Source organism: Ruegeria sp. YTSC325 (genome assembly GCF_059609525.1).
Genome location: NZ_JBXWLY010000017.1, coordinates 42,108 through 67,131 on the forward strand (window position 1 = coordinate 42,108; position 25,024 = coordinate 67,131).

A 25,024-nucleotide genomic window follows, 5' to 3' on the forward strand; every position below is an offset into this window, starting at 1 on the left:
AAGCAGTCGCTCAAAAACTCAAGACACGGTGCAACGCAGAGAACGGTTATTTGGAGTCAAAGCAGCCTTCAAATTGAACCGTTTCTCAATTGTAAGCACCGGACGAATACGTCAATTCGTAGGAATGGCTGTACAGTTCGAACACAATACCGAATGGATCTTCTACATAGACCATCCGGTAAGGTTTATCGCCCGGATAGTAGTAACGAATGGGCATCCGCTGCTTTCCCCCCGCCGCTACGATTTTTTTCACCAGGCCTTCCACGTCGGGATCTTGGATGCAAAAGTGAAATGTCCCATTGCGCCGGTAGTCTATGTTGTTTTCTGGCGCATAATTCCCGTCGAACTCGAAAATTTCAATCCCAACACGGTCCGCAGTCGCCATGTGAGCTATGCGCAGTTTTTTCCATTCTGGTCCAAAGACATCCGTGCACATTACACCAATATCGCTATCATCCTCCAGAACGTCCGTTGGCGGCATGATGACGTAGAAGCCAAATACCTCGGAATAAAATTTTACTGCTTCATCCACGTCCGGCACAGAAAGACCTATGTGAGAAAAGGATCGAGGCGTGTGCGACATTGTTGTTCCCTTCAACTGTTGTGGACCAAGGATCAGTTTCAACAAAATGATCTGCAAGTAGAAGTTTACTTAACAACAGAAAAGTCAAATTGAGTTTGCCAAATTCACGACCATTGCAGACAATTTGATTGACCCTTCGGCGTTGATCCACGGGTAGCTATCTGACAGGTATCGAAAGCGACCAAGTCAGCAATGCAGGCGTTGTTTAGCCTGCAGAAAACGTCTTTTTCTTTATTGCGTCTAAAGCCCGCCTTAGCGCGGAAGTTCAAAGTGAAGAGGTGCAAATTACAGTATTGCGCTTCTCAAAGTGCCGAATGCATTCCAAGTTCTGATTTGATTATTTGCCTCCTAGCGACGACCGATTTTAAATACATTTGGATAAAGCCATTTTGACGTTGCCACTGAGGAACAAGATAATTTTTGATCGTGGGCCTGAATTGAGCTTTCGAACGTCCCCAATTTTCTATCTCTGAGTTGCGACCGCCGGCAGTTGCACGCGACCCGCGCGCTATGTCCACAAAATGAAATCCGTCCGCATTGTTCTTCCGTATCCAACTATGAAAATGGAGGTGTGGAATGTTTCGGATAACTGTGCTTTGCGGCTTTCTCTTGCCAGGCGAACACGTTCGCGCCCTTGAACTTGACGCGAAGTTTGACTCGATCGACGGGGGAACCTTGTCTTTGTCAGATTGGAATGGTCAACCGGTTCTAGTCGTCAGTACGGCATCCCAATGCGCGTTCAACCGTCAATACCAGGGGCTTCGAGACCTTTATGATCGGTATCGCAACCGGGGACTGGTTGTCGCCGCGGTCCCTTCGGATGACTTCAAGCAAGAACTGATAACCAACGACGAAGTGCGCGATTTCTGCGAACTGCAATACCGTACCGATTTTCCAATGAGCGTGATAACACACGTGACTGGCCCTGACGCTCACCCTTTCTTCCGGTCCTTGAAAGAGGAAGAAGGATTCGCGCCAAGGTAGAATTTCAACAAGGTCTTGATTGGCCCCGGTGGTACAGTTGTCGAAACATAAGGCTCGATCGTTGATCCGCTTTCGGCGTCCGTTACGAACGAGATCGAGGAACTCCTGCCATGAAAAACCGCTCCAGCCGGATCACACTGCCCATTCATCATAAAGCGCAAGCACCCAGATGATTGTGCGGGTATAGGACTTGAACCGCTCGTCCAGCAATGGCATCCCAAAAGGAAACCAGTCTCACGTGGAAAATGTCAGATGAAAAACCTTCTTCTAACGTGCTGCTTTGGATTTGTTTTTCTTGGGTTCACTTCGCTTCCGTCGGCCGCCCAGCCTCAGTTAGGCTGGGCGTATCAGGTTGATGGGCTTGCCGCGTTACAAGGGGATGCGGATTTGAGTGGCGGCGGCAAGTTCTCTGCAAGTCGAGCGTTTCTACGTACTACCGCACTTTACAAACTAGAAGGCGGAAGCAGCGTTGGGCTTTCCACCAGCTTTGGCAAGCTGGATTACAATTTCAGCCAATCTAACAACCAGCCTTGGGAAAACATCCGGGACCTTCGCGTAGCTGTTCCTGTCCGGTTTCGTGTGGGGGATACAACAACGGTTTTTGTTTCGCCACAGATCAGGTGGGACTACCAAAGCGGGGCCTCCTCATCTGACGGTAGAACCTACGGTGTTTTTGCAGGTATTGCATGGCAACTGAACGAGCGCCTAACGATAGGCCCAGCCTTTGGTGCGTTTTCCGAATTAGACGAAAGCGGTACTGATTTTTTTCCGGCTCTGCTTATCGACTGGGACATAAATGAACGCTGGAATTTGAACACTGGCTCTGGTGTCGGAGCAACGCAAGGTCCCGGGTTGTCGCTGAGCTACGCTCTAAATGAGGCTATCGACCTTTCGTTAACCGCACGATCAGAGAGAATTCGTTTCAGGTTGGATGGGGATGGCCTCGCCCCGGATGGGGTGGGTGAAGATAAGAGTATCCCTGTAGTTCTTTCTCTTCGGTACAATCCGAATCCTGGAGTTTCATTGAGCGTATTTGCGGGCGCAGAATTTGATGGCCGCCTGACTTTAGATGATGCGAATGGAGCAGAAATCAGTCGGCAAAGCTATGACACTGCGCCGTTGGTTGGGCTGGTGTTTAGGGTCAGGTTCTGATCACGGCATCGAGCCAGTTTGCCATATGTGTGCGGAGGTTTTCTCGCGGCTGAGTCTGAACCACCGCTTTGTCCGCAAAGCGAAAGTTGGCTGCTACTTCTTTGAATGGCTACTCTGCGGACAAAGCTGCCTCCGCCTGGCGTCCGCTCTGCAATTCTCTGGTCTCGCAAGCCCTGTGTGATATCCATGTTGAAATGTGATCAGGAACCGAGGGCAAATTGTGCCGGACTCACAGGACAACGCCTATAAACAAACCCTTCGAGCCGAACTTGTTCGAGCGCGTGACCGTGAGGCCGCGACGCGGGAAATCCTGACTGTCATAAGCCAAAGCCGCGACGATGAGACGCCAGTTTTTCATACAATCGTAAAAAACGCAGCGCGGTTGTGTAGTGCTCCGATGACCTTTGTGGTTTTGATCAATGAGGACCATACCGAATGGAAAATAGCTGCTGCCACGGGGGAAGCGACTACTATGATGAAGGTCGGCAACGTCTTTCAAGTCGGCCGAGAATTTGCACCTTACAAAAGCGTCAAAACGCGTCGGATCGTCGAAGAACCTGATATACGCGAGACGGAGTTCTACAAATCCAGGCATGCGGATGCGATAAAATTGGTGGACGTCGATGGTATCCTGTCGCGTGTGTTCGTCCCGCTTGTTTCGCAGGGGAAATCTCTTGGCAATCTGGTTCTGTTGCGACGAGAGGTCGGCAAATTCGCACCTGACGACCTGCTTTTGGTCGATAACTTTGCCACCGAAGCCGTCATCGCCATCGAAAACGCGCGACAGTTTAGAGCCTTGGAAAAGCTAAATGCAGAACTTGGAGACCGCGTCGAGGAACAGGTAGGCGAGATTGAGCGAATGAGCCGCCTTAAACGCTTTCTTCCCAACGCTGTCGCCGACACGGTGATCTCCTCAGGCTCTGAGGCCTTGTTGAAAAGCCATCGCTCCCTTTTGGGTGTTATTTTTTGTGACATTCGTGGGTTCACGGCATTTTGCGAAACTGCGGAACCCGAAGAAACCATCGAGGTGTTGCAGACCTATCACGAGGAAATGGGGAAGCTGATCAACGCGCATGAAGCGGGCGTAGACCATCGTATGGGCGATGGGATCATGGTGCTGTTCAACGATCCGTTGCCCTGCGAAGACCCTGCCAGAGACGCGGTTCGGCTCGCGGTTGCGATGCGCGCGAAAATGGTTGCGTTGTCCAAGAAATGGAAGCGGCTTGGTCATAGACTTGGATTTGGCGTGGGCGTGTCACTCGGATATGCGACCGTAGGCATAGTCGGGTATGAAGATCGATCAGACTACACCGCCTCGGGCACTGCGATCAATTTAGCGGCTCGTCTCTGCGATATGGCTGAGGACGGCGAGATACTACTCAGCACCCGCGCAGCGATCGCTGTGGAAAACGAATTCCCGTCGGTCTCAGCAGGAGAGGTCACGCTCAAGGGCATCCGCGAACCGGTTGAGGTTTTTCGAATGACCAAGGGCAATGCAGAGTAGAATAACACGCATTGGCGACGGTTGCTCTGAAGGCTGCTTAGGGCTCGGTGCGGTCGTACGCTGCGATCTGTCTGAATGACCGCTATGCGGACAAAGCGGATATTGCGAGAGTGTTAACTCATAGAGTTTGTGCTTGGTTGATCGGAAGGCGGCTATTCCAACTTCGCCGCCGTCCGATTGAAGCAAACCCGGCTACGCGGAAAGCTGGTAATACGCGGTGACCAACACTCCGATGATCATCAGTTCAGCGACCGAGGGTGGCACAACTGCCTTGTCAAACCCGTCCGCTAAACTTCCGACAATACGCCCGGCAGCTACAACCGCCATCAGGACCGCGACAGCCGCATAGCCCAGGGTCTGCCCGGTGGTCAGTGCGATCACTAGAGAAGTCACTGAGGCCAGAAACAGCCCGCCGATCACCGAACGGATTGTGCTCAGCCCCGGCTGTGCCAACCGGCTCGATTGCAAAGTTAGCAACCATGCGCCGGGGTGCAAACATCGACATGATGCCAAGACCAGACATCATGAGGGTTGCGAGGATAACGAGGATGTTCAGTGTGGTTTCCATTTCATTACTCCTGTTTTCTAGGCGAATTGGCGCAATGCCTTGATCGCGTTGTCCTGGGTGGTGATGTCCGACAGAGCCCCATCGATGCCGGCTTGATCCACGACCGGCCCAGTGGGATAACCGGCTTGGCTGGCGTAGAAATGGCCGGTTTTGAACTCCGGGTCGAGCAACCCGTCCAGATACCGTTTTGCTCCGGCTTCAACGCTGTGCATCATGCCTAACAGAGGCATCAGCACACCGCCCACATGTTTGAAGACAATGCGTTTCATAAATGGCAGGTCATCAAAGCCAGCCGTTCCGGCCGTGCCGCCTGGGCTCATGGTTACAAAGCGAATATGAGGGTTTTGACGCGCCATCGCCCCCATCCAGAGGGTCGCGGTAAGCTTGGCATAGCCATAGGTCTGCATCGGATCACCGTCGGGGCCGAATTTGGTACCATCGGCGATTGACTTGAACTCGTCCACCGTCCCATCGGACAGGCTTGGGCGGTACATACCCATTTTGGGAATACCACGAGCAGCCTCGGACCCGGCATATAGAATTGTAGACGTCACCAACTGGCGCTCTAACAATGCGTCCACCAACACCACATGGCCCAGAACATTTGTTGCGAAGATATTTGCCACGCCATCGCTGGTAATGCTGTTTGGGTGCCGCCCGCCCGTGCCTCCTGCATTCAGGATTACCGCGTCGATTGGGGCGGAAAGTGCGGCTACAGCGGCGCGAACCGAAGCCGGGCTTGTCACCTCCATCAGGACAACTTCAAAGATCTTGCGCCCGGTCTCACGTTCCAGCGCTAATTTTGCGCCTTCCGCTTTGATTGGGTTACGACAAGCCAGATAGACTTTGGATATACCTTTCTGAAGCGCAAGCTGCCGGGCTGCCTCGCGACCCAATCCGGCATTTGCGCCGGTGATCAACACAGATTGTATATGGTTCATCTGTCATAGTCCTTGAGTTTGCGTTTGATTAGCCCAAGGTATTCCGCCCGAAAATTGATCTGTAGATAGGTATTTCTGGGCACGTTGCTTCAAAAATGAAACACAAGAGCCATGTCGATCAAGGAAAGCCACTCTCTCAACTGGGATGATCTGAAGTATTTTCTTGCTGTTGCAAGAACTGGGACATTGCGGGGCGCCGCCGATAGCATTCAGGTCAACCATACGACCCTGACCCGGAGGTTATCGGTTTTGGAGGAACGGGTCGGAAGCCGCCTCTTTGATCGCTCAAAGCAAGGCTTGGCGCTGACCCAGCTTGGGGAAGACCTAATGCCTCACGCCGAACGCGTTGAGGCGGAAATGACAGCGGCGTCTCGAATAATTGTCGGCCGCGATGCTCAACCTTCTGGCACGGTCTACATCACATTGCCCCATGGTCTGGCAATGACCTCTCTGATGGACGATTTCGCCACTTTCGCCGATCTCTACCCAAACATCACCCTGAACATGAACTTCACAAATGACGTTCGTGATTTGACGCGACGGGAAGCGGACGTATCGCTCCGAGTTGCAAGTGAGGTGACGGATGATGTCGTGGGCCGAAAGCTCGTGCAAATGTCGCAGGCTGCCTATTGCACACGAGAATATGCTCAGCGGATCTCCGATAACGGTGGTGAGGGGCTCCACCTAATTGGCTGGCACGAGCCAGAAGAGGCGACCACGGCGAACTGGGTTAAGAACAGCTACTACCCAAAAGCCACGCTTAAACATCGAGTATCTGAACTTGTCCCATTGATCACGCTGGCCGCATCCGGGCTTGGCATGGCTTACCTTGCGTGCAATCTGGGAGACCGGCACCCAAACCTTATCAGAGCACCGTTTCAGAAACCCATGCCCTAAAGAAGCATCTGGTTACTGCTACATCGCGACTTGAAGAACACGGCCCGGGTCAGACTATTCGTAGATTTCTTGGCTGCAAGTGTCCAATCGAGGCGGAATGAGTTCTGGGTCGCCGGAACGAAACTGCGCCAATAGATGACAGTCACTGCACTCCAGTTCAATCGCTACCTGTCGTACAAAATATGCCGAAGTTAGGGAAACATCCTAACCGCTTCAATTTTGGTTCTTTTGACAAGACCTGGATATCTAAGGTGGCACCCTGCAAAGCCAAAATCATAGTTTTCGCAAATATGCCCAAGATACAAATCCCTTTAAACCACGCGCACGTTTCAAGGAGACCCGGCACCAACGGGTGCCGCCGGTCTGCTCGCAACTGTGAACTCGTAAAACGGTTCCATTTGGAAAGCCCGCTATCACGTTGAACCCTATTCCCGGTCCTGCACGCAATTTCAGCATGTCTCCGTCTTCAACGCCAAAAACCTCGTATTGTCCGAGAGAAGCTGCCGATGCGGACTCAGAAACAACCATAGCGCCCAGGAAGAATGTAAATAAATGTAGGAAGATAGCACTGCGCATAACGTTAACCTGCCTGTTTGGTTAACTGCAATCTTAGCGTCTCTGATCATCAAGCGTAACTCCTCGACCAAAGTATGCGTGCGTCTAAACCGACAATTGAACAAAAAATTCTAAAATAAGCCGAAACTAAGGTTTGGGCTCGATGCGATTGTTCAGTGACTTGCACCCGATGCCTGTCTTGCGTACCGATCCGTTCTTCAACCGCCGACCAGTGCCAGCGGTTGAAGTGTTTCACTCAATTCCTAAGCGGGCAGTTGAGCCTCGGCCAACTTTCGTGGGTAAGGATCTCCTTGTTTATACGATCCCGCCGCGGTGAACAGAACGTCGGTCGATGAGTTCAAACCGGTCTCCGCAGAGTCTTGCAACACGCCGATAATGAAGCCGATGCTCACCACTTGCATGGCCGTTGCATTGTCGATGCCGAACAAGCTGGCGGCCATTGGGATCAGCAACAGTGATCCTCCTGCTACGCCCGAAGCCCCGGTGGCAGCAATCGAGGCAATGATGCTGAGGAACACGGCCGAGATGAAATCAACCTGAATACCCATTGTGTGAACGGTTGCCAGCGTCATGACAGTTATGGTGATCGCAGCGCCAGCCATGTTGATCGTAGCACCGATTGGAATCGTGACCGAGTAAGTCTCTTCATCCAAATCCATACGGCGGCAAAGCTCCATGTTCACAGGAATATTGGCCGCCGAACTGCGCATGAAGAACGCGGTAATACCGGACTCTTTCAGGCATGTGAAAACCAACGGATATGGGTTTTTGCGGATGCGCAGGAACACGATCAGCGGGTTGACAACCAGCGCCATGAAAATCATGCAGCCAAGCAGCAACGCCAGAAGTTGGCCATAACTTGCAAGTGTTTCAAAGCCGGTTTCAGCAATCGTCGAAGCCACGATACCGAAGATACCGATTGGAGCCAGCCGGATAATTGCTGCGACGATCTTGGTGATCGCGCCGTCCAGATCCGACATCAGGGTCTTGGTTGTGTCACTGGCGTGACGGAAAACAAGTCCTAGACCAACGGCCCAAGCTAGAATGCCGATGTAGTTTGCGGTTGCCAGAGCATTTACTGGATTGTCCACGATTTTAAGCAAGATATTCTTAACTACCTCGGCAAGACCGCCCGGCGCATCCAAAAGCTCGGGCGTGCCGGTCAGATGCAAAGTAACCGGAAACATGTAGCTCGCTGTAACCGCAACCAGAGCAGCTGCGAAGGTTCCGATTAGGTATAAGAGTACCACGGGGCCCATAAGGGCATCGCTGCCCTTTTTGTGGTTGGTGATCGCAGCGCAAACCAAGATCAGCACCAGAACGGGTGCAACGGCTTTTAATGCGTCGACGAAGAAATCGCCAAGCAAGCCGACGGCTGACCCGGCAGCGGGCCAAAAGGTGGAAAGCAGAACACCCGCGACTAGGCCGATGGTGATTTGGGTAACCAGGCTACCACGCAGAATAAAATTCATTGGGACCATCCTGTTTGAGTAGGGGCCATACGGACGAAGCTCACGCCCGCGCAGGCACGGTTGAAATTCAAAGGCTGGTGGCTAGTTGGAGGTCTTGGCGCAAAATTAAACGTCTCTAGATGGCCTAAGACTTTGTCGCACATTTCTGAAGTGGTTGTTTTAACGACCAAAAAGAGTTCAATTTGTTAATGCATTACAATAACTTACCTTACGTCAATTTGCTCGCAAATTTCACCTAAACATAAATGTTTATTAATGTATTTCCCAAAGTTCGTTTTCTCCAAATCGGGTTATAACTTGCCCTTCCCGCCAAACGATGAGCCCGTAACTGGAACGGCAAGGACAGTGTGCTGAAGGCTCTTATCGAACCACGCCAACCCTTCGTTGACTGCCATAAGCCTTGGCAAGGAAAGCGTGCCAAAACGTCTGCTTTAGGCGCAACGCGATCGTTCGACAGAATTCAACGAATGCCTACAGCGCGGACAAAGCAGCTGGTCTTCAAATTAGATTTACTACTTTGCCAACTTTCGAAATTTCAACAGAACTGCGCTTCCTACCGTATGGTGCTTTTTAGAAAATATATGTTCAAATTTTGGCCGAAGGCTATTCCCAGAGGCCACCGATTCCGCGCTTAGGGCTCCATTCTGGTGGCTTCAAGATTGCGCGACAATTAAACCCCTTTTGCTCAATAGTAGGCTTAGCGCCTGTTATTCGTTTCGCAACATAAGCAACTGAGAAACTAACTGCCTGCGAAGCGTCAAAAATTTAGGACCAAAATCATAAAGTCTGCCGAGTTCCGCGCTGTAGCCGCAACGATATCTTGGCAGAGGGTCAGCATCTTGCCTGGCCAGCATTCCGCTCACAAGAACTTCAGAGACAGTAAAAATTAGTGGCCTGACACCCCCTATGCGCGATCTCGTGTCGCGCAGCGTGCAGCGTCGTCCCTCGCGTCCCATAGAGGACATCATAATGAACAGGGCCTATTCTTGGGGCCTAGTGAAACTGTGTTTTCCCCGCCTCCATCGATACGGTTGTCCCTTTTTCACCGCGAACGGCTGCAGGAACATCTGCTAGGGCGCAAATGATGGCGCGACCGCCCGAGGATCGCACAAAGTCTTGTGCAGCCTGGACCTTGGGGCCCATTGACCCGGCGGGGAAATCGTACTCATCCAATGAATCCGGAGTGATCGATCTAATACCTGTTTGTTCAGGCGTTCCCCAGTTCAGGAACACGGCTTCTGCATCTGTAGCGATAACAAAGAAATCTGCTCCAAGGTTCTGCGCCAGAAGGCACGAGGCAAAGTCCTTGTCGATGACGGCTTCGACCCCGACCAGTTTCCGTTCAGCACCTGCCTCGTACATCGTCGGGATGCCACCACCGCCAGCAGCGATCACGGTCGCGCCCTTTTCCAGAATCCAACGGATAGGTTCGACCTGAAAGATACGTTTCGGGCGGGGCGACGGCACAACGCGTCGCCAGTACTCGCCATCCGGTTTCACCGTCCAGCCCTTGTCAGCCGCCTCTTTCTTGGCGTCCGCTTCGGAATAAACCTGACCGATGAACTTGGTCGGGTTGTCAAAGGCCGGGTCGCTTGGGTCAACCTCGATCATGGTCAACAGGGTGGCGATGTGATGCTCGAAGGGCAGGATATTCCCAAGCTCCTGCTCGATCATATAGCCGATCATGCCCATCGTTTCGCCGACCAAAACGTCCAGCGGGTACTCCTCGACATCCGTATACATGATCTCTTGCAGAGCCAGCATTCCGACTTGCGGGCCATTGCCATGAGTGATGACGGTTTCGTGCGCTTCGCAGAGCGGGGCGAGGGCTTCTGCGGCAATCTTCGCGTTCTTGCGCTGATTGTCCGCTGTCATCGCCTCACCCCGTTTGAGAAGCGCGTTGCCGCCGAGTGCTACAACAACGCGTCCCATGGTTCAGGCTCCCAATGTGGCGACGAGGATCGCCTTGATGGTGTGCATCCGGTTTTCGGCTTGCTCGAACGCTATGTTCATGTCGCTTTCGAACACTTCCTCGGTCACTTCCATCTCGGTGATGCCGAACTGTTCGTGAATGTCCTGACCGACCTTAGTCTCCAGATTGTGGAAGGCGGGCAGGCAGTGCATGAACTTGACGGCTGGATTACCGGTTTTCTTCATCAGATCCATGTTGACCTGGTAAGGGCTCAGCAGCTTGATCCGCTCAGCCCAGACTTCTTTAGGCTCACCCATCGACACCCAGACATCGGTATGAATGAAGTCCGCGCCCTCTACGGCCGAGGTATCGTCGGTGATGGTCACACGTGCGCCGGTCTTTTCAGCCCGCTCCATCGCCAAGTCGCGCACATCGTCATGGGGCTGGGTTTCTTTCGGAGAAATCATCCGGACGTCGCAGCCCATGATCGCGCCCAACATCAGTAGCGAGTTGCCCATGTTCGACCGACAGTCGCCCGAATAGGCATAGACAATGTCCTTGCGAGGCTTGTCAGCGTGCTCGATCATGGTCTGCATATCGGCAAGCATCTGGGTCGGATGCCAGTCGTCGGTCAGGCCGTTATAGACCGGAACACCGGCATATTCTGACAACGTTTCAACCATGTCCTGACCGGCACCGCGGAATTCAATCCCGTCGAACATGCGGCCCAAAACGCGCGCCGTGTCTTTCATCGACTCCTTGTGCCCGATCTGCGAGCCCGATGGATCGAGATACGTAATGTTCGCACCCTGATCGTAGGCCGCCACTTCAAAGGCGCAACGAGTACGCGTCGAGGTCTTCTCGAAGATCAGGCAGATGTTCTTTCCGGTCAGCGAGGGCTGTTCGGCGCGGGCGTATTTGGCGCGTTTCAGATCGCGGGCCAGATCCAGCAGGTACAGCATTTCACGCTGGCTGAAATCGGCGATTTTCAGATAGCTACGGCCTTTTAGATTGAATGCCATTTTGTCTCTCCCTAACAAATATCAAAGGGCGCAGGGCGGAACTGCACCCATGGTAAATTCAATAGGCGGGGTCGCGGTCGATCGGGCAGGTCATGCAGTGGCCACCACCGCGACCACGCCCCAGTTCCTGACCCGAGATTTCGATCACCTCGACGCCGGCTGCGCGCATCTTGCCATTCGTAAACGTGTTGCGCGCATAACCGACGACCACACCGGGCGAGAGGGCCACGACGTTATTCCCGTCATCCCACTGTTCGCGCTCGGCCTGGAACTCGTTGCCACCGGTCGAGATGACCTCCAGCGAGTTCAGCCCCAGCGCTTCTTTGTAGACGTCGAAAAGGTGCCCTTTTTCCACGTGGATATCCAAGTCCCCGCGGTCACCCGGGCGGATCGAGATACAGGTGATCTGGTCCGCGACTTCCGAGAATGCAGTGACCTTGTCGTGGTCAAGACAAGTGAACACCGTATCCAGATGCATGGCTGCGCGGCTTTTGGGCATCGCACAGGCGACGACACGCTCGGCACCGCCCTTCCTGAACAGCGCTTCCGCCACCTGAGCGACGGCTTGCCGGGTAGTGCGTTCGCCCATTCCAATGAAGACTGTGCCGTTGCCCACAGGTTGAACGTCGCCACCCTCGACCGAGGCTAGGCCGAAATCATCGTCGCTATCGCCCCACCAGAACTCGAACTCGGCGTCCTTGAACATCTTATGGTGGCGATACACCGTACGCATGATCAGGGTTTCCGGCTTACGAGCAGGCCAGAACATCGGGTTCGTCGTCACGCCATCGAAAATCCAGCAGGAGGGGTCGCGCTGGAACTGCGCATTGGGGATCGCGGGAAGAATGAAGTCGCCCAGAGAAACCAGATCACCGAACTGTTCGTCGATCATACCCTTGGGCAGGTCTGCAAAGATGATGCCGCCGAGCATATGGCGAGCAAGCAGCTTGGCATCCATCTCGTCCAACCAGGCACGCATTTCCACGGAAAAGCCCAGGCCGACCATGTTGGGCGTGATCAGACGGTCCAACAGGAAGGCGCGCGCTGCGGGGTCGTCTGCGATAGCTTGGGCGAGCAGATCCTGAATGTCGTAGACCTCGACCCTGCGTTCCCGCATCAGGGAACAGAATTCTGCGTGGTCCTTGCGGGCCTGCTCGACCCAGATCACGTCATCGAACAAAAGCTCTTCGCAGTTTCGTGGCGTCAGACGATCATGCGCCAGAGAAGGGCGCGAGACGATCACCTTGTTGAGCTTTCCGATCTCGGAATGAACACCGAGCTTCATTGCAACTCTCCTTTCGAACTATCTGTTTTCTGAATGTCTTCAATATCATTGGCCTGACTCCAGCGGACCCAGACATGGATTGGCACGCCCATAAGCAACAGGACGGAGCCAACCAAAACGGTTTCAGCGCCGGAGCCGATGAAGGCCCAGACCGAATAAATGAACCCAAGCGCGCCCAGAACGACGACCTTGGCCAATTCCGGGCCATGCAGGACCTGCCCGCCTTTCAGCCGGATCATAATCTCCGCCACAGAGCAGATGGCATAGGGCAACAGGCTGGCGACAACGGCGAGCAAAATGACAAAGTTGAATGCGGCGACCAGCCCTTGCGCATAGTTCATGATAATCAAAACCGAGGCCAACGCGTTCGACAGGATTAACGCATTAGCAGGCGTTCCAAATTTGGATTTTTGGCCCAAGGCTGCGGGGAAGACGCGATCCAAAGCGGCACCGTAAGGGACCTGGCCACTGAGCAGCGTAAAGCCGTTCAAAGTGCCAAAGGTCGAAATCACCGCGCCCACAGCAACAAGGACGCCGCCAACGGGACCAAACATCACCTCACCGACGGCTGCCAGAGGTGCGGCGGAAACAGCAAGCAGCTCGGCAGGAATGACGCCCATCGAAACGGCGGTTACCGAGATATAGACGCTTGCGGCGATAATCACGCCGATCACGGTGGCGCGCGGGATGGTCTTTTCCGGCTCGATAACATCGCCAGAGGGAACCGTCGCAGATTCAAGGCCCAGGTAGGCCCAAAGCGTCAGAGCAGCCGCGGCAGAAATCGCCGTAAACGCCGTGGTGCCGCTTTGGTTGACCGGAACATAGTTCTCGGTGTTGATCCAGAAGATACCCAATGTGCCAATCAATATAAGCGGCGCGAGTTTGAGCACGGTGGTCACGATCTGAACCAAACCAGCGCCTTCGACCCCTCGGATGTTAACCAAGGTGAGCGTCCAGATTGCAACCAACGCAGTCGAGAGGCCGTACATTGGCACTTCGATGATAATCGGGAACAGGAATCCCAGATATCCCACCAACGCGACAGCGACGGCGGCGTTCCCGGTCCAAAGCGCGATCCAGTACCCCCAGGCAATAATGAAGCCTGCAAAGTCTCCGAATGCTTCCTGCGAATAGGCGTAGGGGCCACCAGGTTTTGAAACGACCCGCGACAAGCGTCCGAAAATGATCGCGAGAACCAACGCCCCAGCCGACGTTAAAACCCAGCCGCCAATTGCAACTGGTCCAAACGGTGCAAGCGATGCCGGCAGTAAAAACACACCTGACCCGATCATGTTTCCAACGACCAGAGCGATACAAGCCGTCAGCCCTAGGGCACCGGATGTCGATGTTGTCTTTGTGGCGGAGCGATCGGTCATTGCGACGGCTCAGTTCGATGTTGTGTCTGAAGTCTCGGTTGTGGGCCCGTCGATCCCCGGATCAGTGATGGCCCCAACGGTGAGTGCCGCGCAGATGATCACGGCCAGAATTACGAGCAGCGGGAAAACAAAACGTAGCCACCTGTCGTATGACACGCGGCCAATGGCTAGCCCACCCATGACGACGGCAAATGTCGGGTTGAACAGGTTCACCCATCCGTTTGCCGACTGGTACGCTGTAACCACAAGGTCACGACCGACGCCCGCAAAGTCTGCCAGTGGCGCCATGATCGGCATCGAAAGCGTGGCCAGCCCTGACGAGGACGGCACCAGGAATGACATCAAGATCTGAATACCAAACATCGCGTTGATAAAGGCAAACTCGCTCAGCCCCGAGACAAACCCCTCGGCTGCAGCAAGGATCGTGTCGGTAATTTTGCCCGCGTCCATAATGACGACAACACCGCGCGCGACGCCAATGATCAGGGCAACGCCCAGCAAATCGCGCGCGCCATCAACGAAGGTTTCCACAAAGGTCCCTTCGTCCATTCTGGACCCTTCATCCGTTTTCCCGACCCACCAAACGATGATGGACATCACTAGGAAGAGACCGGACATTTCGGCCATCCACCACCCCAGTACCACAACACCATAGATCATAATGGCGAAGGTAATCCCGAAAAGAATCAGAATGATCGAACGCGTCTTGGTCATCTCGGGGAACGTATCATCGCCTTCCGAACCCTTTAGGAAATGCGCCCGGTTTTCCTCGGCCTGATCGGCCACCACGGACAATGACGGGTCGGCTTTCACGCGTGATGCGTATCGCATGACGAATGCGATGCCTGCAGCAAGACAAAGGACAAGGATAATGAACCTCAGAACTATCCCGTTCGTGAACGGAATACCCGCACCTTGCGAGGCAACAACTGTCGCAAATGCGTTGAAGGTTGAGCCCAGGGTCCCAATGCCTGCGCCAAGCATGATCACCGCGACCCCGGTCAAGGAGTCATACCCTGCCCGAATAAAGACCGGAATAATCAGAGCGTAGAACGCGAGGGATTCTTCCGCCATGCCATAGCTTGTCCCGCCAAAGGCAAAGGCGATCATCAGGATTGGGATCATCAGGATTTCCCGCCCAGCCAACCTGTGCAGCAACCAACCGATACCGGCGTCGATAGCTCCTGTCTTGGTGACAACCATCAGGAAACCACCAATGACCAGAACAAACAAAGCGACATCAATTGCGGCGCTGGATGAACTTCCCAGAAGACTAGGGTCGTACATACCTGCAATCGGAGCAAGGATGACCGCCGTAAGCCCCTGAGGGTTCGGCTCGACTTCGTGGTAGGTGCCCGGGACAGGCGCTTCGCTGCCCAGAGCTTCGTTCATCTGACGGTCATACTCACCGGCCGGAATAACCCATGTGAGGGCCGCCACGACGGCAATCAGAATGAACAGAATGGTAAAGGCGGTAGGAAATTTGAACTTGGACATATGGAACTCGCGCTGGGTGAAGCTGAGAAGCTGGGCAGTCAAATATTTGAATATTTAAGTCTCAACTTAGTACTAACGCGGCGACTTGTCACTTTCGCAAAACGTGAGCTAGCCGAACACATTGAACAATTTCTGCCATGGCTCTTTTCCACGATTTTGGGTCAGTTGTAGCGCGCAATCAAAGCGATCTGATGTTTGACAGCAACTAATCGTAGCGTGGCATCTGATTTTAATAGTGGAAAGACTGTTTGACTTGGGGTGCCATCTGATGACGAGCGTTCACCACTTTTCTGATCCAACTATGACAGTTGGGTCGGGTTCGTGTGACGTTCAACAGGATTGTGGAACGTTACTGATATTGGACTTAATCGACTTCAAAACCTCAACAATTCAGCCGATCACGTCATCCATTTCTGACCCAAACGTCAAGCGATTCTGACCCAGAGCGAGCAGCACCCCCTCATCGGCACTGCTAACGATAGTCGCCGAACCAGCTTACCAAATAACCCATTCCCGGGCTTTAAACACAAACGCTTTAGTAAGGCGCCGTGGACAGCGTCATCAAAAACGCAACTAAGTCTGCAATCTCTTGCTCAGACAAATTCAATTGCAAGAGAATGGCTTCACCGTCGGCGTGCAGCCTTTCCGTATTGATTTTGCTGTAATGTCGGATCACAGCGTTCAGATCCCTTAGGCTGCCGTCATGCATGTAGGGTGCGGTTTCAGCCACCCCGCGCAGGCTGGGCGTGCGGAAGGTTCCAAAATCAGCGTGGCTCCGGCGTACATTTCGAACCGCCCAAGCACCATGCTTATCCGGATCGTCATTCCAGTCGCCGTCCAGTGTATAGGGGCTTGAGAGTAAAAAGTTCAATCCACCAAAACGACCTTCGTCAACCCGGGTTTCATTCAGAAAATATGGTACACCGGCATCGTGGAACTCATTATTGGAAAACCTCGGGCCGTTGTGGCAAAATACGCAATTCCCGCGCCCTAAAAACAGCTGAAGACCGCGCTGGGCTGCCTCGGGGTAGTAGGCGGCAGCTGGAAAATCTCGACGCTCTAAGGCATCGCGGAAATCATCAAACTGCGTCCGGTCGGCAACCAAAGTCTCCAAGTAAGCCGAAAGAGCTTTTGCAGTATTCACCAGAACAAGCTCTGGGTCCTGATTTTGGATGACGCCAAAAATAGCTTCAAAGTCATCAATGTAGGCACTTTCAGAGATTGCTGTTTTTAGGCTTTCGGGGCTGTGCGCCATCTCTTGTTCTTCGATGATCGGATGCAGGCTGGCTGCCCAAAGGTTATCGCTTTTGCCACCCCACCCATACCAGCGGAGTCCGGCCAGGTTCCGCAGTGATGGAGTGTTTCGATCTAACAGTACACGGCCGAGCGCCCGCGCCTCTGGAGTTGTAAATGCCTGTTCCGGATCATGACAACTTGCGCAAGAAAATGCACCGTCGGAGGACAACACCGGATCGTTGAATAAGGCCTCTCCAAGCGCGATCGCTCTGGCATTGTTCGAAACTCTATTGCTTGGGTCCGAATGGAAGGATGGTGGCCAAGGCCCAAAGGAAAGCGTTTGTTCAATTTCGTCTGCAGACAACGAGACCTCTGCACGCACTGCACCTGTCAGGGCTATTAGCGCAGCTGTAAACCACAGCTTCATTTCAGCGTAATTTTTGACGAGTAGAAAACTGATTGGCCATTGATGTCGACATCGACCTGCAACTCCCACAAACCCGGCATGTGAAACAGCATATCATCAACACGGAACGCTCCGCCGCCCAATGCGCTAACTTTGGGGGTATAGTTCATACCGTGTCGATGAGCGGGCATGATTGCATCCACACGCATTTGGCCCACGGTAGTTTCACTACAAATAGAAACCAGTACGGAAAACGGCTCAGCCAACGGAATTTCATCGACAGACAGATAAACCTCGGGTGCGTTTTGAACTTCCGAAGTCATACGTTGCCCAATTTCGTCACAAGCAAAAGCCGTGCTGGACCAAATCATAAACCAGACCGCGCTGCGGATCATTCTGATGCCAGCAAACGTTCTGCGTTGGCATAGGCGATGTTGTCCGCAATGTGGTCCGGCAGCAAATCCAGCCATTCACGCGAAAAATCTGCGTGGGGGCCGACATAGTACCAGCGTTCCGGCGCAAATGTATCCGTACCGACCATGAAGCGATCCGGATGGGCTTCGAAAGCCTCCTTCCAATCGGGGTCAATTCTGCCTCGTGAAGCCATGTCTGAACGAAACGCCAAGTCGGCCCAAAGCCTGGGATACGTGTTCAGCGCGTCAACAACGCTCGCTGGATCATCAAAGCCAGAGTGCGCCCACAATACCCGAGCTTCAGGCCAGGTTTCGAAGATCAGGTCCACTGCCTCTCGATCGCCGTGGTGGTGTAGAATGAGGTTCCGCTCTTTCGCCAGTGCAATCATGCGCTGAATAACCGGCGTCTTAATGTCGTCCCCGTAAGCGTGAAACTCGCCGATGGCTTCGTAGTCATTCTTAGCCAGGTTTTCTTCCAAATAGTCGATTACAGATTCATCGTGCATCCAGGTGTTGATTTCACCGCGACGACGGTACGGGCGCAGGGCTGGAACGACGATGTCCGGTGCCGCGGCCAACAAAAGCTGCGTGCCATTGTCATCCGAGCTGGAAACCAATGCTTTCCGCACGCCCGCATCCCGAAGGATTTTAGCCACCTGTTCTGGTGGCACCAGTTTGACGGCGTCGTGGCTGTAATGAATATGCGCGTCAAAGATCGGGCGCTCTTGTGCGATGGCACTGCTGCAAAACAGCGCGGCACTCAAAATGCAGATTTGTTTCAGCACCACATGCCTCCTCGATATCATTCAGAATCTGGCGAGCGTCACGTCGAATTTCACGTGCAAGAATGGTTCAGTGATCTTACCAGAAAGTTCCATCCCGTCCGGAAATTCTGAAGCCGGCCGTTCGACATAGGTCATCACCAGATCGTCCCGAACTCCAAACACCGTGTCCTGATCTAGATAAGGATCGTCGTCGGGGAAAATCTCGGTCACCAAAGAACGGTAGCCAGGAGCCTTGACAATGTAGTGTAGGTGCGAAGGCCGCCAAGGATGGCGCCCACACGCCCGTAGGATGTCTCCGACGGGTCCATCCGACGGAACCGTGTATTCCACCGGTTTGACCGTGGTGAACGCATATTTTCCATCCTCCCCAACCGTCATCAGAGCGTGGAATGAATAGGTGTCCTGTTCTTCGTCCTGGCTTGCATACATTCCATTCGGCGCGGTTTGCCAGATATCCAGTTCTGCACCGGAAATCGGATTACCATCGGTGTCCCGGATCACGCCTTCAGCAAGCAGAACCGGCCCACCGTAGTGGCGCTTCATATCGCCGCCGATCGGCAACGGGGGTGCGCCAGAGACATGGAATGGCCCCAGCACGGAGGAACTGGTCGCGTCAGGGCTGGAATGCAGCATATCCACTAAAGACGACAGGCCCAGCACATCCGAGGCCAGAACAAACTCATGCCTGTCTTCTGTCTCTACTGCGGCGCACCCCTCCAGAAACGCAATCCCGGCGCGCCATTCGTCATGTGTCAAGTTGGTTTCCCGCGCGAAGTCATGGAGGTGTTTGACCAGAGACCCGATGATTTCTCTCATCCGCGGATCGGTGTCCTTGGACAGGTATCCCATGAACACATCGGTGATATTGTCTTTGGTAACAGAGCGCATATGCGCCTCCTTAAATCAGGGCAAGGCTGAGGATCGGGAACTCGATCAGAATAAACAGAACGATCAGCATCACGAACGCAAAGGGAAGTGCGCCCATGAACACATCCTTGAGCGATATTCGGTCATCGTTGATCGTCGATTTGATGACGAAGCAAGATATGCCCAAAGGCGGGGTCAAAAGCCCGATTTCGGCGCCGACCACAGTGATAATGCCAAACCAGATCAACGACATGTCCAGGGCTTCGGCCATGGGCAGGAACAGCGGGACGACGATCAGAATGATGGACGCCGTATCGAGCAAAGTTCCCAGAAAAAGCATCAAGAGAACGTAGAGCAGCATGATCGACCAAAAGGACGCGGAATTTCCCGCAAGCAAATCCTGCAACTGATTGGGCAGCCCAGCCAGCCCCAGCATGCGACTATAGATCGAAGCCGCCGTAATCAGGAACAAGATCGCCGCTGTAATGTGACCGGTTTCCAGCAACGCGTCCCAGAACGCTCTTGGTGTCATGGACTTGCGTACGACTGCGATCACGAGCGCAACCAGTGCCCCAGCTGCACCCGCCTCGACAGCGGTTAGCCATCCTGTGTAAATGCCACCGAGCACTACCGTGATAATGAACAATGTGGGCAGGGTCTTGGATGCGATCTCGCGCCCGGACATCCATTCGGTGTCTTCGACGACCCGGCCGCCCACAAATGCAGGTGTAAAACGACCCATCAACCAGATCGCGCCCACATAAGCTATTGCCAGCATGATACCGGGTATTACTCCCGCCAGAAACATGTCCCCTACGGACTGTTCGGCGACAAAGGAATAGATGATCAGCATCGCCGAGGGTGGAATAATCATCCCCAAAACCGACGACCCGGCCACAACCCCAACCGCAAAACGTGGATTATATGCCTGCGCCATCATCTGCGGGACCGAGACCTTGGTGAACACTGATGCGGACGCAATGGACGACCCGGTAACGGCCGCAAACACGGCATTTGCTCCGACGGTCGCCATTCCGATACCGCCTTTGACCTTGCGAAATCGCATGGTCATGACCTCGTAAATATCCCTGCCTAGTCCCGCTTTTGAAACGATGAGGCCCATAAAGGTAAACAGAGGGATTGTCGCGAAACTGTATTCCATCGCGCTGTCGCCCACCGCAACCTTCAGCAGGTTGAGCGCAAGCGTGAAGTTGTCCCGCATCAGCCAGATCGACACGAAGGAGACCACGCCCAAAGCAATCGGAATGTAGACGCCCGCGTAAATCAGAAAGACTATGGCAACGACCGAGATCAGGCCAATCTCAATCGGCGTCATTCTGCGGCCTCGTCATGCTCTGGGGTGCGAATAAGTTGCGGGCGGTCCTGCGCCGTGACGACCTTGAGCAGGAAGATCACGCAGGCAAGCGCAGTACCGCACGCGATGACCAGTTTGACCGGCCACCAAGGCAATGTGAAAAGACCGGGCACTCCGAAGTAGTCCTGTGTTTCCCACATGTGAAGAAATTCAGGGAAGGTTACATAGGCGATCAAGGCCATGAAGATTGCCGAAATGGCGTTGATGATGCGCCTCAGGTTGGCTGTCAGACCGGGGCGACGATGGTGTAGCAGGTTCAGAAACCCATCTGAGCGCGTCAATCGATCCACTCTGACAACGTCGGCCAGCTGCAGGAACACGATCATCACGACCGAGAATTGCACCATCTCGTAGGTTCCGCGCAGTGGGGCCGAAAACAGGCCCCGTGCAATGACGTCAACATTCAGAATGACCACCAACGCTAGGACGACAAGCGTACCCAATGCGTTGGCGGCGATAGCAAGCGAATTGGCGACCCGCGACAAGCCAGCTACTGCGGTCTTCAGCATGAAAGGCCCCTTTCGTGGATCGCCAGCCAGTTATTCGGCCGTCCAGTCGCGTACTCCGGTGAAACCGGCGTCCTGCAGTTTTCCAAGATAGGCGGCTAATATCGCGTCGCCTTGTTCGCCGTTTTCATTCAGCGTGGCAGCCCATTCCTGTGCAACATTGGGCATTGCGTTGGCCCAAGCCGCTCGTTCTTCGTCCGAAACTTCGACAATCGTTCCACCGGCTTCGGTATAGGCATCCCGTGAGGCCGCGGCGCGGTCCATAGCGATACCGGCCACATGATCACGGTAGTCAATAGCGACGGCCTTAAGAACGTCTTTGACTTCGTCGGGCAACTTTGCCCAGTAGTCAGAATTCACAGTGATAGTCTTGGAATTCACTGCACCCAAGTCAGCTTTGAGCATGTAAGGAGCCACTTCGGCGATCTTGAAGGTTTTGGCAGCCTCGGGCCAAAGCATTGCACAATCAACCAAGCCGGTTTGAAGCATATTGTAGAAATCGGTCAGACCACCACGTACCCCGGCCGCGTCTTTGATACCTTCAAGGTATCGAAGGTTAAGTCCAGCTCCGGCCACTTTTCGGCCTTCCAGGTCAGAAACAGCCGTAACCGGCTCTGTACAGAACACCTGGTAGGTATCGAGTACGACTCCAGTTGCCAGGTAAACTTGGTTCTGCGCAGCAAACTCGTTCTGCATCGCAGGATATTCGCGCGCGATTTCATCAACTGCCTTAGCCACAGCACGGGAGTCCGATGCCACGAAGGGTGTCGATCCCGAAATACCCTGGCTGGGCAGCTTAGAAGAATGGAAGATTGTCGTGACGATCCCAATATCGCCAAGACCAAGTTGGACACCTTCCAAAACGCCCTTCGGCTTAACGATCGAACCGCCGTAATTCTCTTGCCAGTTCATCTTGTAGTTACCGGACTCAGCCAGCCGCTTGTCCACTTCTGGAATAAAGAAGTTGGTGAATTCCTTCACCCATAAGGCCCGATCTGGGTACCCATCAATCACAACAGCTGAAATAGTCTCTTCTGCCGCGAGGGGCATCGCCATGACGCCTGCCAGAGCAGCGCCCACTAGGCTGCGTTTGGTCCAGTTTTTCATTTCTCTCCTCCCAGAAAGACAGGTCATTTCATTATTTGTTTGTTTTGACCCAGTTTACGGTCAGGTCCGTGCCTGCCGCTTCAAACAGTTTTGCGATGGCGCAATACTTGGCTGTCTCCTCGCCCACGCGCGTCAGTTCCTCCTGACTGGCGGGCGTCTCACAATTCACGGTGAGTTCGATTTCCGGAAACGGAACATCGATCTCCTCCTCCATCAGCACCCCACGCCGGTCCAGCCTGCATTTCGCGTCGATTGTCACAGTGCCGAGGTCAACTCCCAACCGGCGTGCGTTCTTGTGACCGATGACATTCGTACAGGCGATCAGGGCTGCCATTGCGGTCTCGGTCGGAGACGGACCAAGATTTGTCCCGCCGCGTTCGACGGGTTCATCGACAACAACATCAAGATCGCGAATTGGTATTTCGGTCCGCGCGTGAGTCGGGCACTGAGCTGTCGTGCGGTAAGTCACGACGGGTTTCACTTTCATAGCCACAGCGTCACCTCCTCATGCATACGAGCAAACTTTTTCGAATGGAAAACGTGGAAGCTTCTGGAACAATCCGGTCTCGTCCGCGTAGCCCAGATTGCAAAGAAAATTGGACTTGAGCGTCGTGCCCGCGAAGAACTCCTCATCGACGATCTTGTTCGAAAAACCTGACATGGCGCCGACGTCCAACCCGACCGCCCGGGCCGCAATCATGAAGTAAGCGCCCTGAAGCGTGCCATTTCGAAAGGCCGTGTCTGCCACGTAGTCGGGCTTGTTTTCGAACAATGGCCGACGGTCTTCGTGCGGGAAAAGAAAGGGCAGTTCCTTCCAGAAGTCCATGTCATAGGCAATGATCGCCGTGACCGGAGCATCCATCATCTTTGGCACATTCTTCTGCTTTAAAGACTTTGCAAGCCGCTCTTTACCTTCAGGACTTTTCACGAAAACGAAGCGCGCGGGCAACGTATTCATGCTGGTCGCACCGTTGATCGTGATGTCGTAGATCTCTTCAAGTATGTCGTCAGAAACAGGCTTGTTGGTCCACGCGTAATGCGATCTGGATTCGCGCAAGATCAAGGCGATCGCGTCATCCGACAAGCGTGGAATGCGCTCGCGCAGATCGCGGTGATCTTGCTGCGCCTTGGCGCGAAGTGCCTCCAGCTCTGCTCCGGTTGGTGCGCTCATGCTGCAGCCACCTTGGACTTGGCGTCCTTTTCGTCAATGATTGGGCTTGCGCAGATTCCGATGCCTTCAATTTCGACCTCGACGGTTTCGCCGGGCTTCAGCCAACGGGGATTGGGCTTTTTGGCGTGTCCGACACCGGGCGGCGTTCCTAGCGCAATCAGGTCCCCCGGCTCCAGAGTAGTATATTCCGAAATCGTCGCGATGACCTGACGAACCCCCCAAATCATGTTGGCGGTATTCGAGCTTTGAAGGATTTCATCACCCACACGGCTTTCGATCTTCAGACCGGATGCCCCTTCGGGCAGTTCGTCCGGCGTAACGGTGAATGGACCAATCGCGCCCGTATCATCAAAGTTTTTGCCGGGTGTCCACTGAACGGTTTTGCGCTGATAATCCCGCAGCGAACCATCGTTGAATACAGTGTAGCCAAAGACATAGTCCAGTGCGTCCTGCTCCGAGATATGGCGTCCGCGTTTTCCAACGATCAGCATAAGTTCGGCTTCGTAATCGAGCTTCTCGGAACAGGCAGGCCGCACCATGGGTTGCCCCGCCGCCATGATCGAGTTCTTCCCGCGCATGAACAGCGTCGGATACTCCGGAATATCATACCCGCCTTCCTTGATGTGGTCCGTGTAGTTCAACCCCATGCAAATGATCGTTCCTGGAGCGGTAACGGGTAACGCCGGAGTGATGGAAGACACGGGCACACTGTCTGCCGCGTCAATTTTGCTGGCAAGTGAGTCGGCCAGTTCAGGCCTGGCTATCAAACCCATCAAATCCGAACCGACAGCAGGGTTCAAAGCCGTTAGATTCACCGCGTTTTCGCCGTCTACAGCAAAAACCGCTGTGCCTTCCGAAGTCTCTCCCACCAGGTATTTCATTTTCACCATCCATGTCAGTTCGCTTGATTTTTGCCGACTATTTTGCCATATGTCAAATAATATCGATATTTTTGGAGGCAGCAAATGGTTGCTTGGGCAGACTACAAATCAGAAGCAAAAAGCCGCGGCGCGCTTGCTTTGGAGTTTTACGTCGCGCTGAGCACGCCAGCCAAAGCGCCCGAAGATGTAAAGGCGTCACTGCCAGATCACTTGGCGTATCAGGCGCAGTTGGAACGTTCGGGGCAGCTGGCTTTTGCAGGCCCCATGTCGGATGAAACCGGCGAGCATATGCAAGGAATGGGCCTGATCATCTATCGCGCCGACAATCTTGAATCCGCCCAGAAGCTGGCCGAAGACGACCCTATGCACAAAAGTGGGGCACGTAGTTTTGTACTTCGGCGCTGGTTGATCAACGAAGGCTCGCTGAACCTTTCAGTTGGTCTATCCACTGGAACAAGTGCCTTCAGTTAAGTGCACTCAAGAGTATTAGCCGCGAAATAGGAACAGT

25 protein-coding genes are annotated in these 25,024 nt (G+C 53.8%); 5 read left to right on the top strand and 20 right to left on the bottom strand.

Annotated features, from left to right (window positions below; genetic code table 11):
• Positions 1-85: 85 nt before the first annotated feature.
• Entirely contained in the window at positions 86-583 is a 498-nt protein-coding gene (locus tag AC2FF7_RS19280; protein WP_170356644.1) for a lactoylglutathione lyase family protein, read from the bottom strand.
• Positions 584-1,159: 576 nt separating this feature from the next.
• Here AC2FF7_RS19280 and AC2FF7_RS19285 point away from each other — a divergent pair.
• The 3 genes from AC2FF7_RS19285 (at position 1,160) to AC2FF7_RS19295 (ending at position 4,223) form a co-directional block, all read left to right on the top strand.
• Positions 1,160-1,567 carry a glutathione peroxidase gene (locus AC2FF7_RS19285; protein ID WP_496906175.1) on the top strand — a complete coding sequence of 136 codons (408 nt, stop codon included), beginning with the start codon at positions 1,160-1,162 and terminating at the stop codon, positions 1,565-1,567.
• 252 nt (positions 1,568-1,819) lie between these two features.
• Positions 1,820-2,719, top strand: a complete 900-nt coding sequence (locus AC2FF7_RS19290) for a hypothetical protein (RefSeq protein ID WP_480869454.1) — start codon at positions 1,820-1,822, stop codon at positions 2,717-2,719.
• A gap of 220 nt (positions 2,720-2,939) precedes the next feature.
• Entirely contained in the window at positions 2,940-4,223 is a 1,284-nt protein-coding gene (locus tag AC2FF7_RS19295) for an adenylate/guanylate cyclase domain-containing protein (RefSeq protein WP_496906176.1), read from the top strand.
• A 192-nt stretch (positions 4,224-4,415) separates the two neighbouring features.
• On the opposite strand, the gene AC2FF7_RS19300 is transcribed toward AC2FF7_RS19295, so the two are convergent.
• Positions 4,416-4,736, bottom strand: coding sequence for a hypothetical protein (locus tag AC2FF7_RS19300; protein ID WP_496906177.1), 321 nt, complete (start codon positions 4,734-4,736; stop codon positions 4,416-4,418).
• Positions 4,737-4,808: 72 nt separating this feature from the next.
• Entirely contained in the window at positions 4,809-5,732 is a 924-nt protein-coding gene (locus AC2FF7_RS19305; protein ID WP_496906178.1) for an SDR family NAD(P)-dependent oxidoreductase, read from the bottom strand.
• Positions 5,733-5,843: 111 nt separating this feature from the next.
• Between AC2FF7_RS19305 and AC2FF7_RS19310 the strand changes: the two genes are divergently transcribed.
• On the top strand, positions 5,844-6,629 hold the full coding sequence (locus tag AC2FF7_RS19310; protein WP_480869522.1) for a LysR family transcriptional regulator: 786 nt from the start codon (positions 5,844-5,846) through the stop codon (positions 6,627-6,629).
• Between the two features lie 273 nt (positions 6,630-6,902).
• Here AC2FF7_RS19310 and AC2FF7_RS19315 read toward each other — a convergent pair whose 3' ends face one another.
• From AC2FF7_RS19315 to AC2FF7_RS19395, 17 genes are all read right to left on the bottom strand, one after another.
• On the bottom strand, positions 6,903-7,157 hold the full coding sequence (locus AC2FF7_RS19315) for an SH3 domain-containing protein (protein ID WP_234899584.1): 255 nt from the start codon (positions 7,155-7,157) through the stop codon (positions 6,903-6,905).
• 290 nt (positions 7,158-7,447) lie between these two features.
• Entirely contained in the window at positions 7,448-8,677 is a 1,230-nt protein-coding gene (gene sstT, locus AC2FF7_RS19320) for a serine/threonine transporter SstT (RefSeq protein WP_480869525.1), read from the bottom strand.
• 993 nt (positions 8,678-9,670) lie between these two features.
• Positions 9,671-10,609, bottom strand: a complete 939-nt coding sequence (gene arcC, locus AC2FF7_RS19325) for a carbamate kinase (protein WP_353394467.1) — start codon at positions 10,607-10,609, stop codon at positions 9,671-9,673.
• A gap of 3 nt (positions 10,610-10,612) precedes the next feature.
• Positions 10,613-11,611, bottom strand: a complete 999-nt coding sequence (gene argF / locus AC2FF7_RS19330; protein ID WP_170756246.1) for an ornithine carbamoyltransferase — start codon at positions 11,609-11,611, stop codon at positions 10,613-10,615.
• Between the two features lie 58 nt (positions 11,612-11,669).
• Positions 11,670-12,896 carry an arginine deiminase gene (locus tag AC2FF7_RS19335; RefSeq protein WP_496906179.1) on the bottom strand — a complete coding sequence of 409 codons (1,227 nt, stop codon included), beginning with the start codon at positions 12,894-12,896 and terminating at the stop codon, positions 11,670-11,672.
• Positions 12,893-14,272, bottom strand: coding sequence for an amino acid permease (locus tag AC2FF7_RS19340; RefSeq protein WP_496906180.1), 1,380 nt, complete (start codon positions 14,270-14,272; stop codon positions 12,893-12,895). The genes AC2FF7_RS19335 and AC2FF7_RS19340 overlap by 4 nt, the downstream gene beginning before the upstream one ends.
• A 9-nt stretch (positions 14,273-14,281) precedes the next feature.
• Positions 14,282-15,769, bottom strand: coding sequence for a YfcC family protein (locus AC2FF7_RS19345; RefSeq protein ID WP_496849816.1), 1,488 nt, complete (start codon positions 15,767-15,769; stop codon positions 14,282-14,284).
• Between the two features lie 535 nt (positions 15,770-16,304).
• Positions 16,305-17,369 (bottom strand): cytochrome-c peroxidase, encoded by a 1,065-nt coding sequence (locus tag AC2FF7_RS19350; protein WP_480869536.1) that lies wholly within the window; start codon positions 17,367-17,369, stop codon positions 16,305-16,307.
• 59 nt (positions 17,370-17,428) lie between these two features.
• The gene (locus AC2FF7_RS19355; RefSeq protein WP_170755669.1) at positions 17,429-17,806 is read right to left on the bottom strand and encodes a hypothetical protein; all 378 of its coding nucleotides are present in this window, start codon (positions 17,804-17,806) and stop codon (positions 17,429-17,431) included.
• On the bottom strand, positions 17,803-18,609 hold the full coding sequence (locus tag AC2FF7_RS19360; RefSeq protein ID WP_480869538.1) for an amidohydrolase family protein: 807 nt from the start codon (positions 18,607-18,609) through the stop codon (positions 17,803-17,805). The genes AC2FF7_RS19355 and AC2FF7_RS19360 overlap by 4 nt, the downstream gene beginning before the upstream one ends.
• 21 nt (positions 18,610-18,630) lie before the next feature.
• Positions 18,631-19,497 carry a dioxygenase family protein gene (locus AC2FF7_RS19365; protein WP_480869541.1) on the bottom strand — a complete coding sequence of 289 codons (867 nt, stop codon included), beginning with the start codon at positions 19,495-19,497 and terminating at the stop codon, positions 18,631-18,633.
• Positions 19,498-19,507: 10 nt separating this feature from the next.
• Positions 19,508-20,812 carry a TRAP transporter large permease gene (locus AC2FF7_RS19370; protein WP_010437378.1) on the bottom strand — a complete coding sequence of 435 codons (1,305 nt, stop codon included), beginning with the start codon at positions 20,810-20,812 and terminating at the stop codon, positions 19,508-19,510.
• Entirely contained in the window at positions 20,809-21,360 is a 552-nt protein-coding gene (locus AC2FF7_RS19375) for a TRAP transporter small permease subunit (protein WP_170475503.1), read from the bottom strand. The genes AC2FF7_RS19370 and AC2FF7_RS19375 overlap by 4 nt, the downstream gene beginning before the upstream one ends.
• A gap of 30 nt (positions 21,361-21,390) precedes the next feature.
• Positions 21,391-22,464, bottom strand: coding sequence for a C4-dicarboxylate TRAP transporter substrate-binding protein (locus tag AC2FF7_RS19380; protein ID WP_170755664.1), 1,074 nt, complete (start codon positions 22,462-22,464; stop codon positions 21,391-21,393).
• A gap of 31 nt (positions 22,465-22,495) precedes the next feature.
• Complete coding sequence (locus tag AC2FF7_RS19385; protein ID WP_480869547.1) at positions 22,496-22,951, bottom strand: OsmC family protein; 456 nt, start codon at positions 22,949-22,951, stop codon at positions 22,496-22,498.
• 18 nt (positions 22,952-22,969) lie between these two features.
• The gene (locus AC2FF7_RS19390; protein ID WP_480869549.1) at positions 22,970-23,635 is read right to left on the bottom strand and encodes a malonic semialdehyde reductase; all 666 of its coding nucleotides are present in this window, start codon (positions 23,633-23,635) and stop codon (positions 22,970-22,972) included.
• Positions 23,632-24,516 carry a fumarylacetoacetate hydrolase family protein gene (locus AC2FF7_RS19395; protein ID WP_496906181.1) on the bottom strand — a complete coding sequence of 295 codons (885 nt, stop codon included), beginning with the start codon at positions 24,514-24,516 and terminating at the stop codon, positions 23,632-23,634. Before AC2FF7_RS19395 ends, AC2FF7_RS19390 begins: the two co-directional genes overlap by 4 nt.
• A gap of 84 nt (positions 24,517-24,600) precedes the next feature.
• On the opposite strand from AC2FF7_RS19395, the gene AC2FF7_RS19400 reads away from it, so the two are divergent.
• A complete protein-coding gene (locus AC2FF7_RS19400; protein WP_496906182.1) occupies positions 24,601-24,987 on the top strand; it encodes a YciI family protein in 387 nt (128 codons plus the stop codon).
• Positions 24,988-25,024 lie beyond the last annotated feature (37 nt).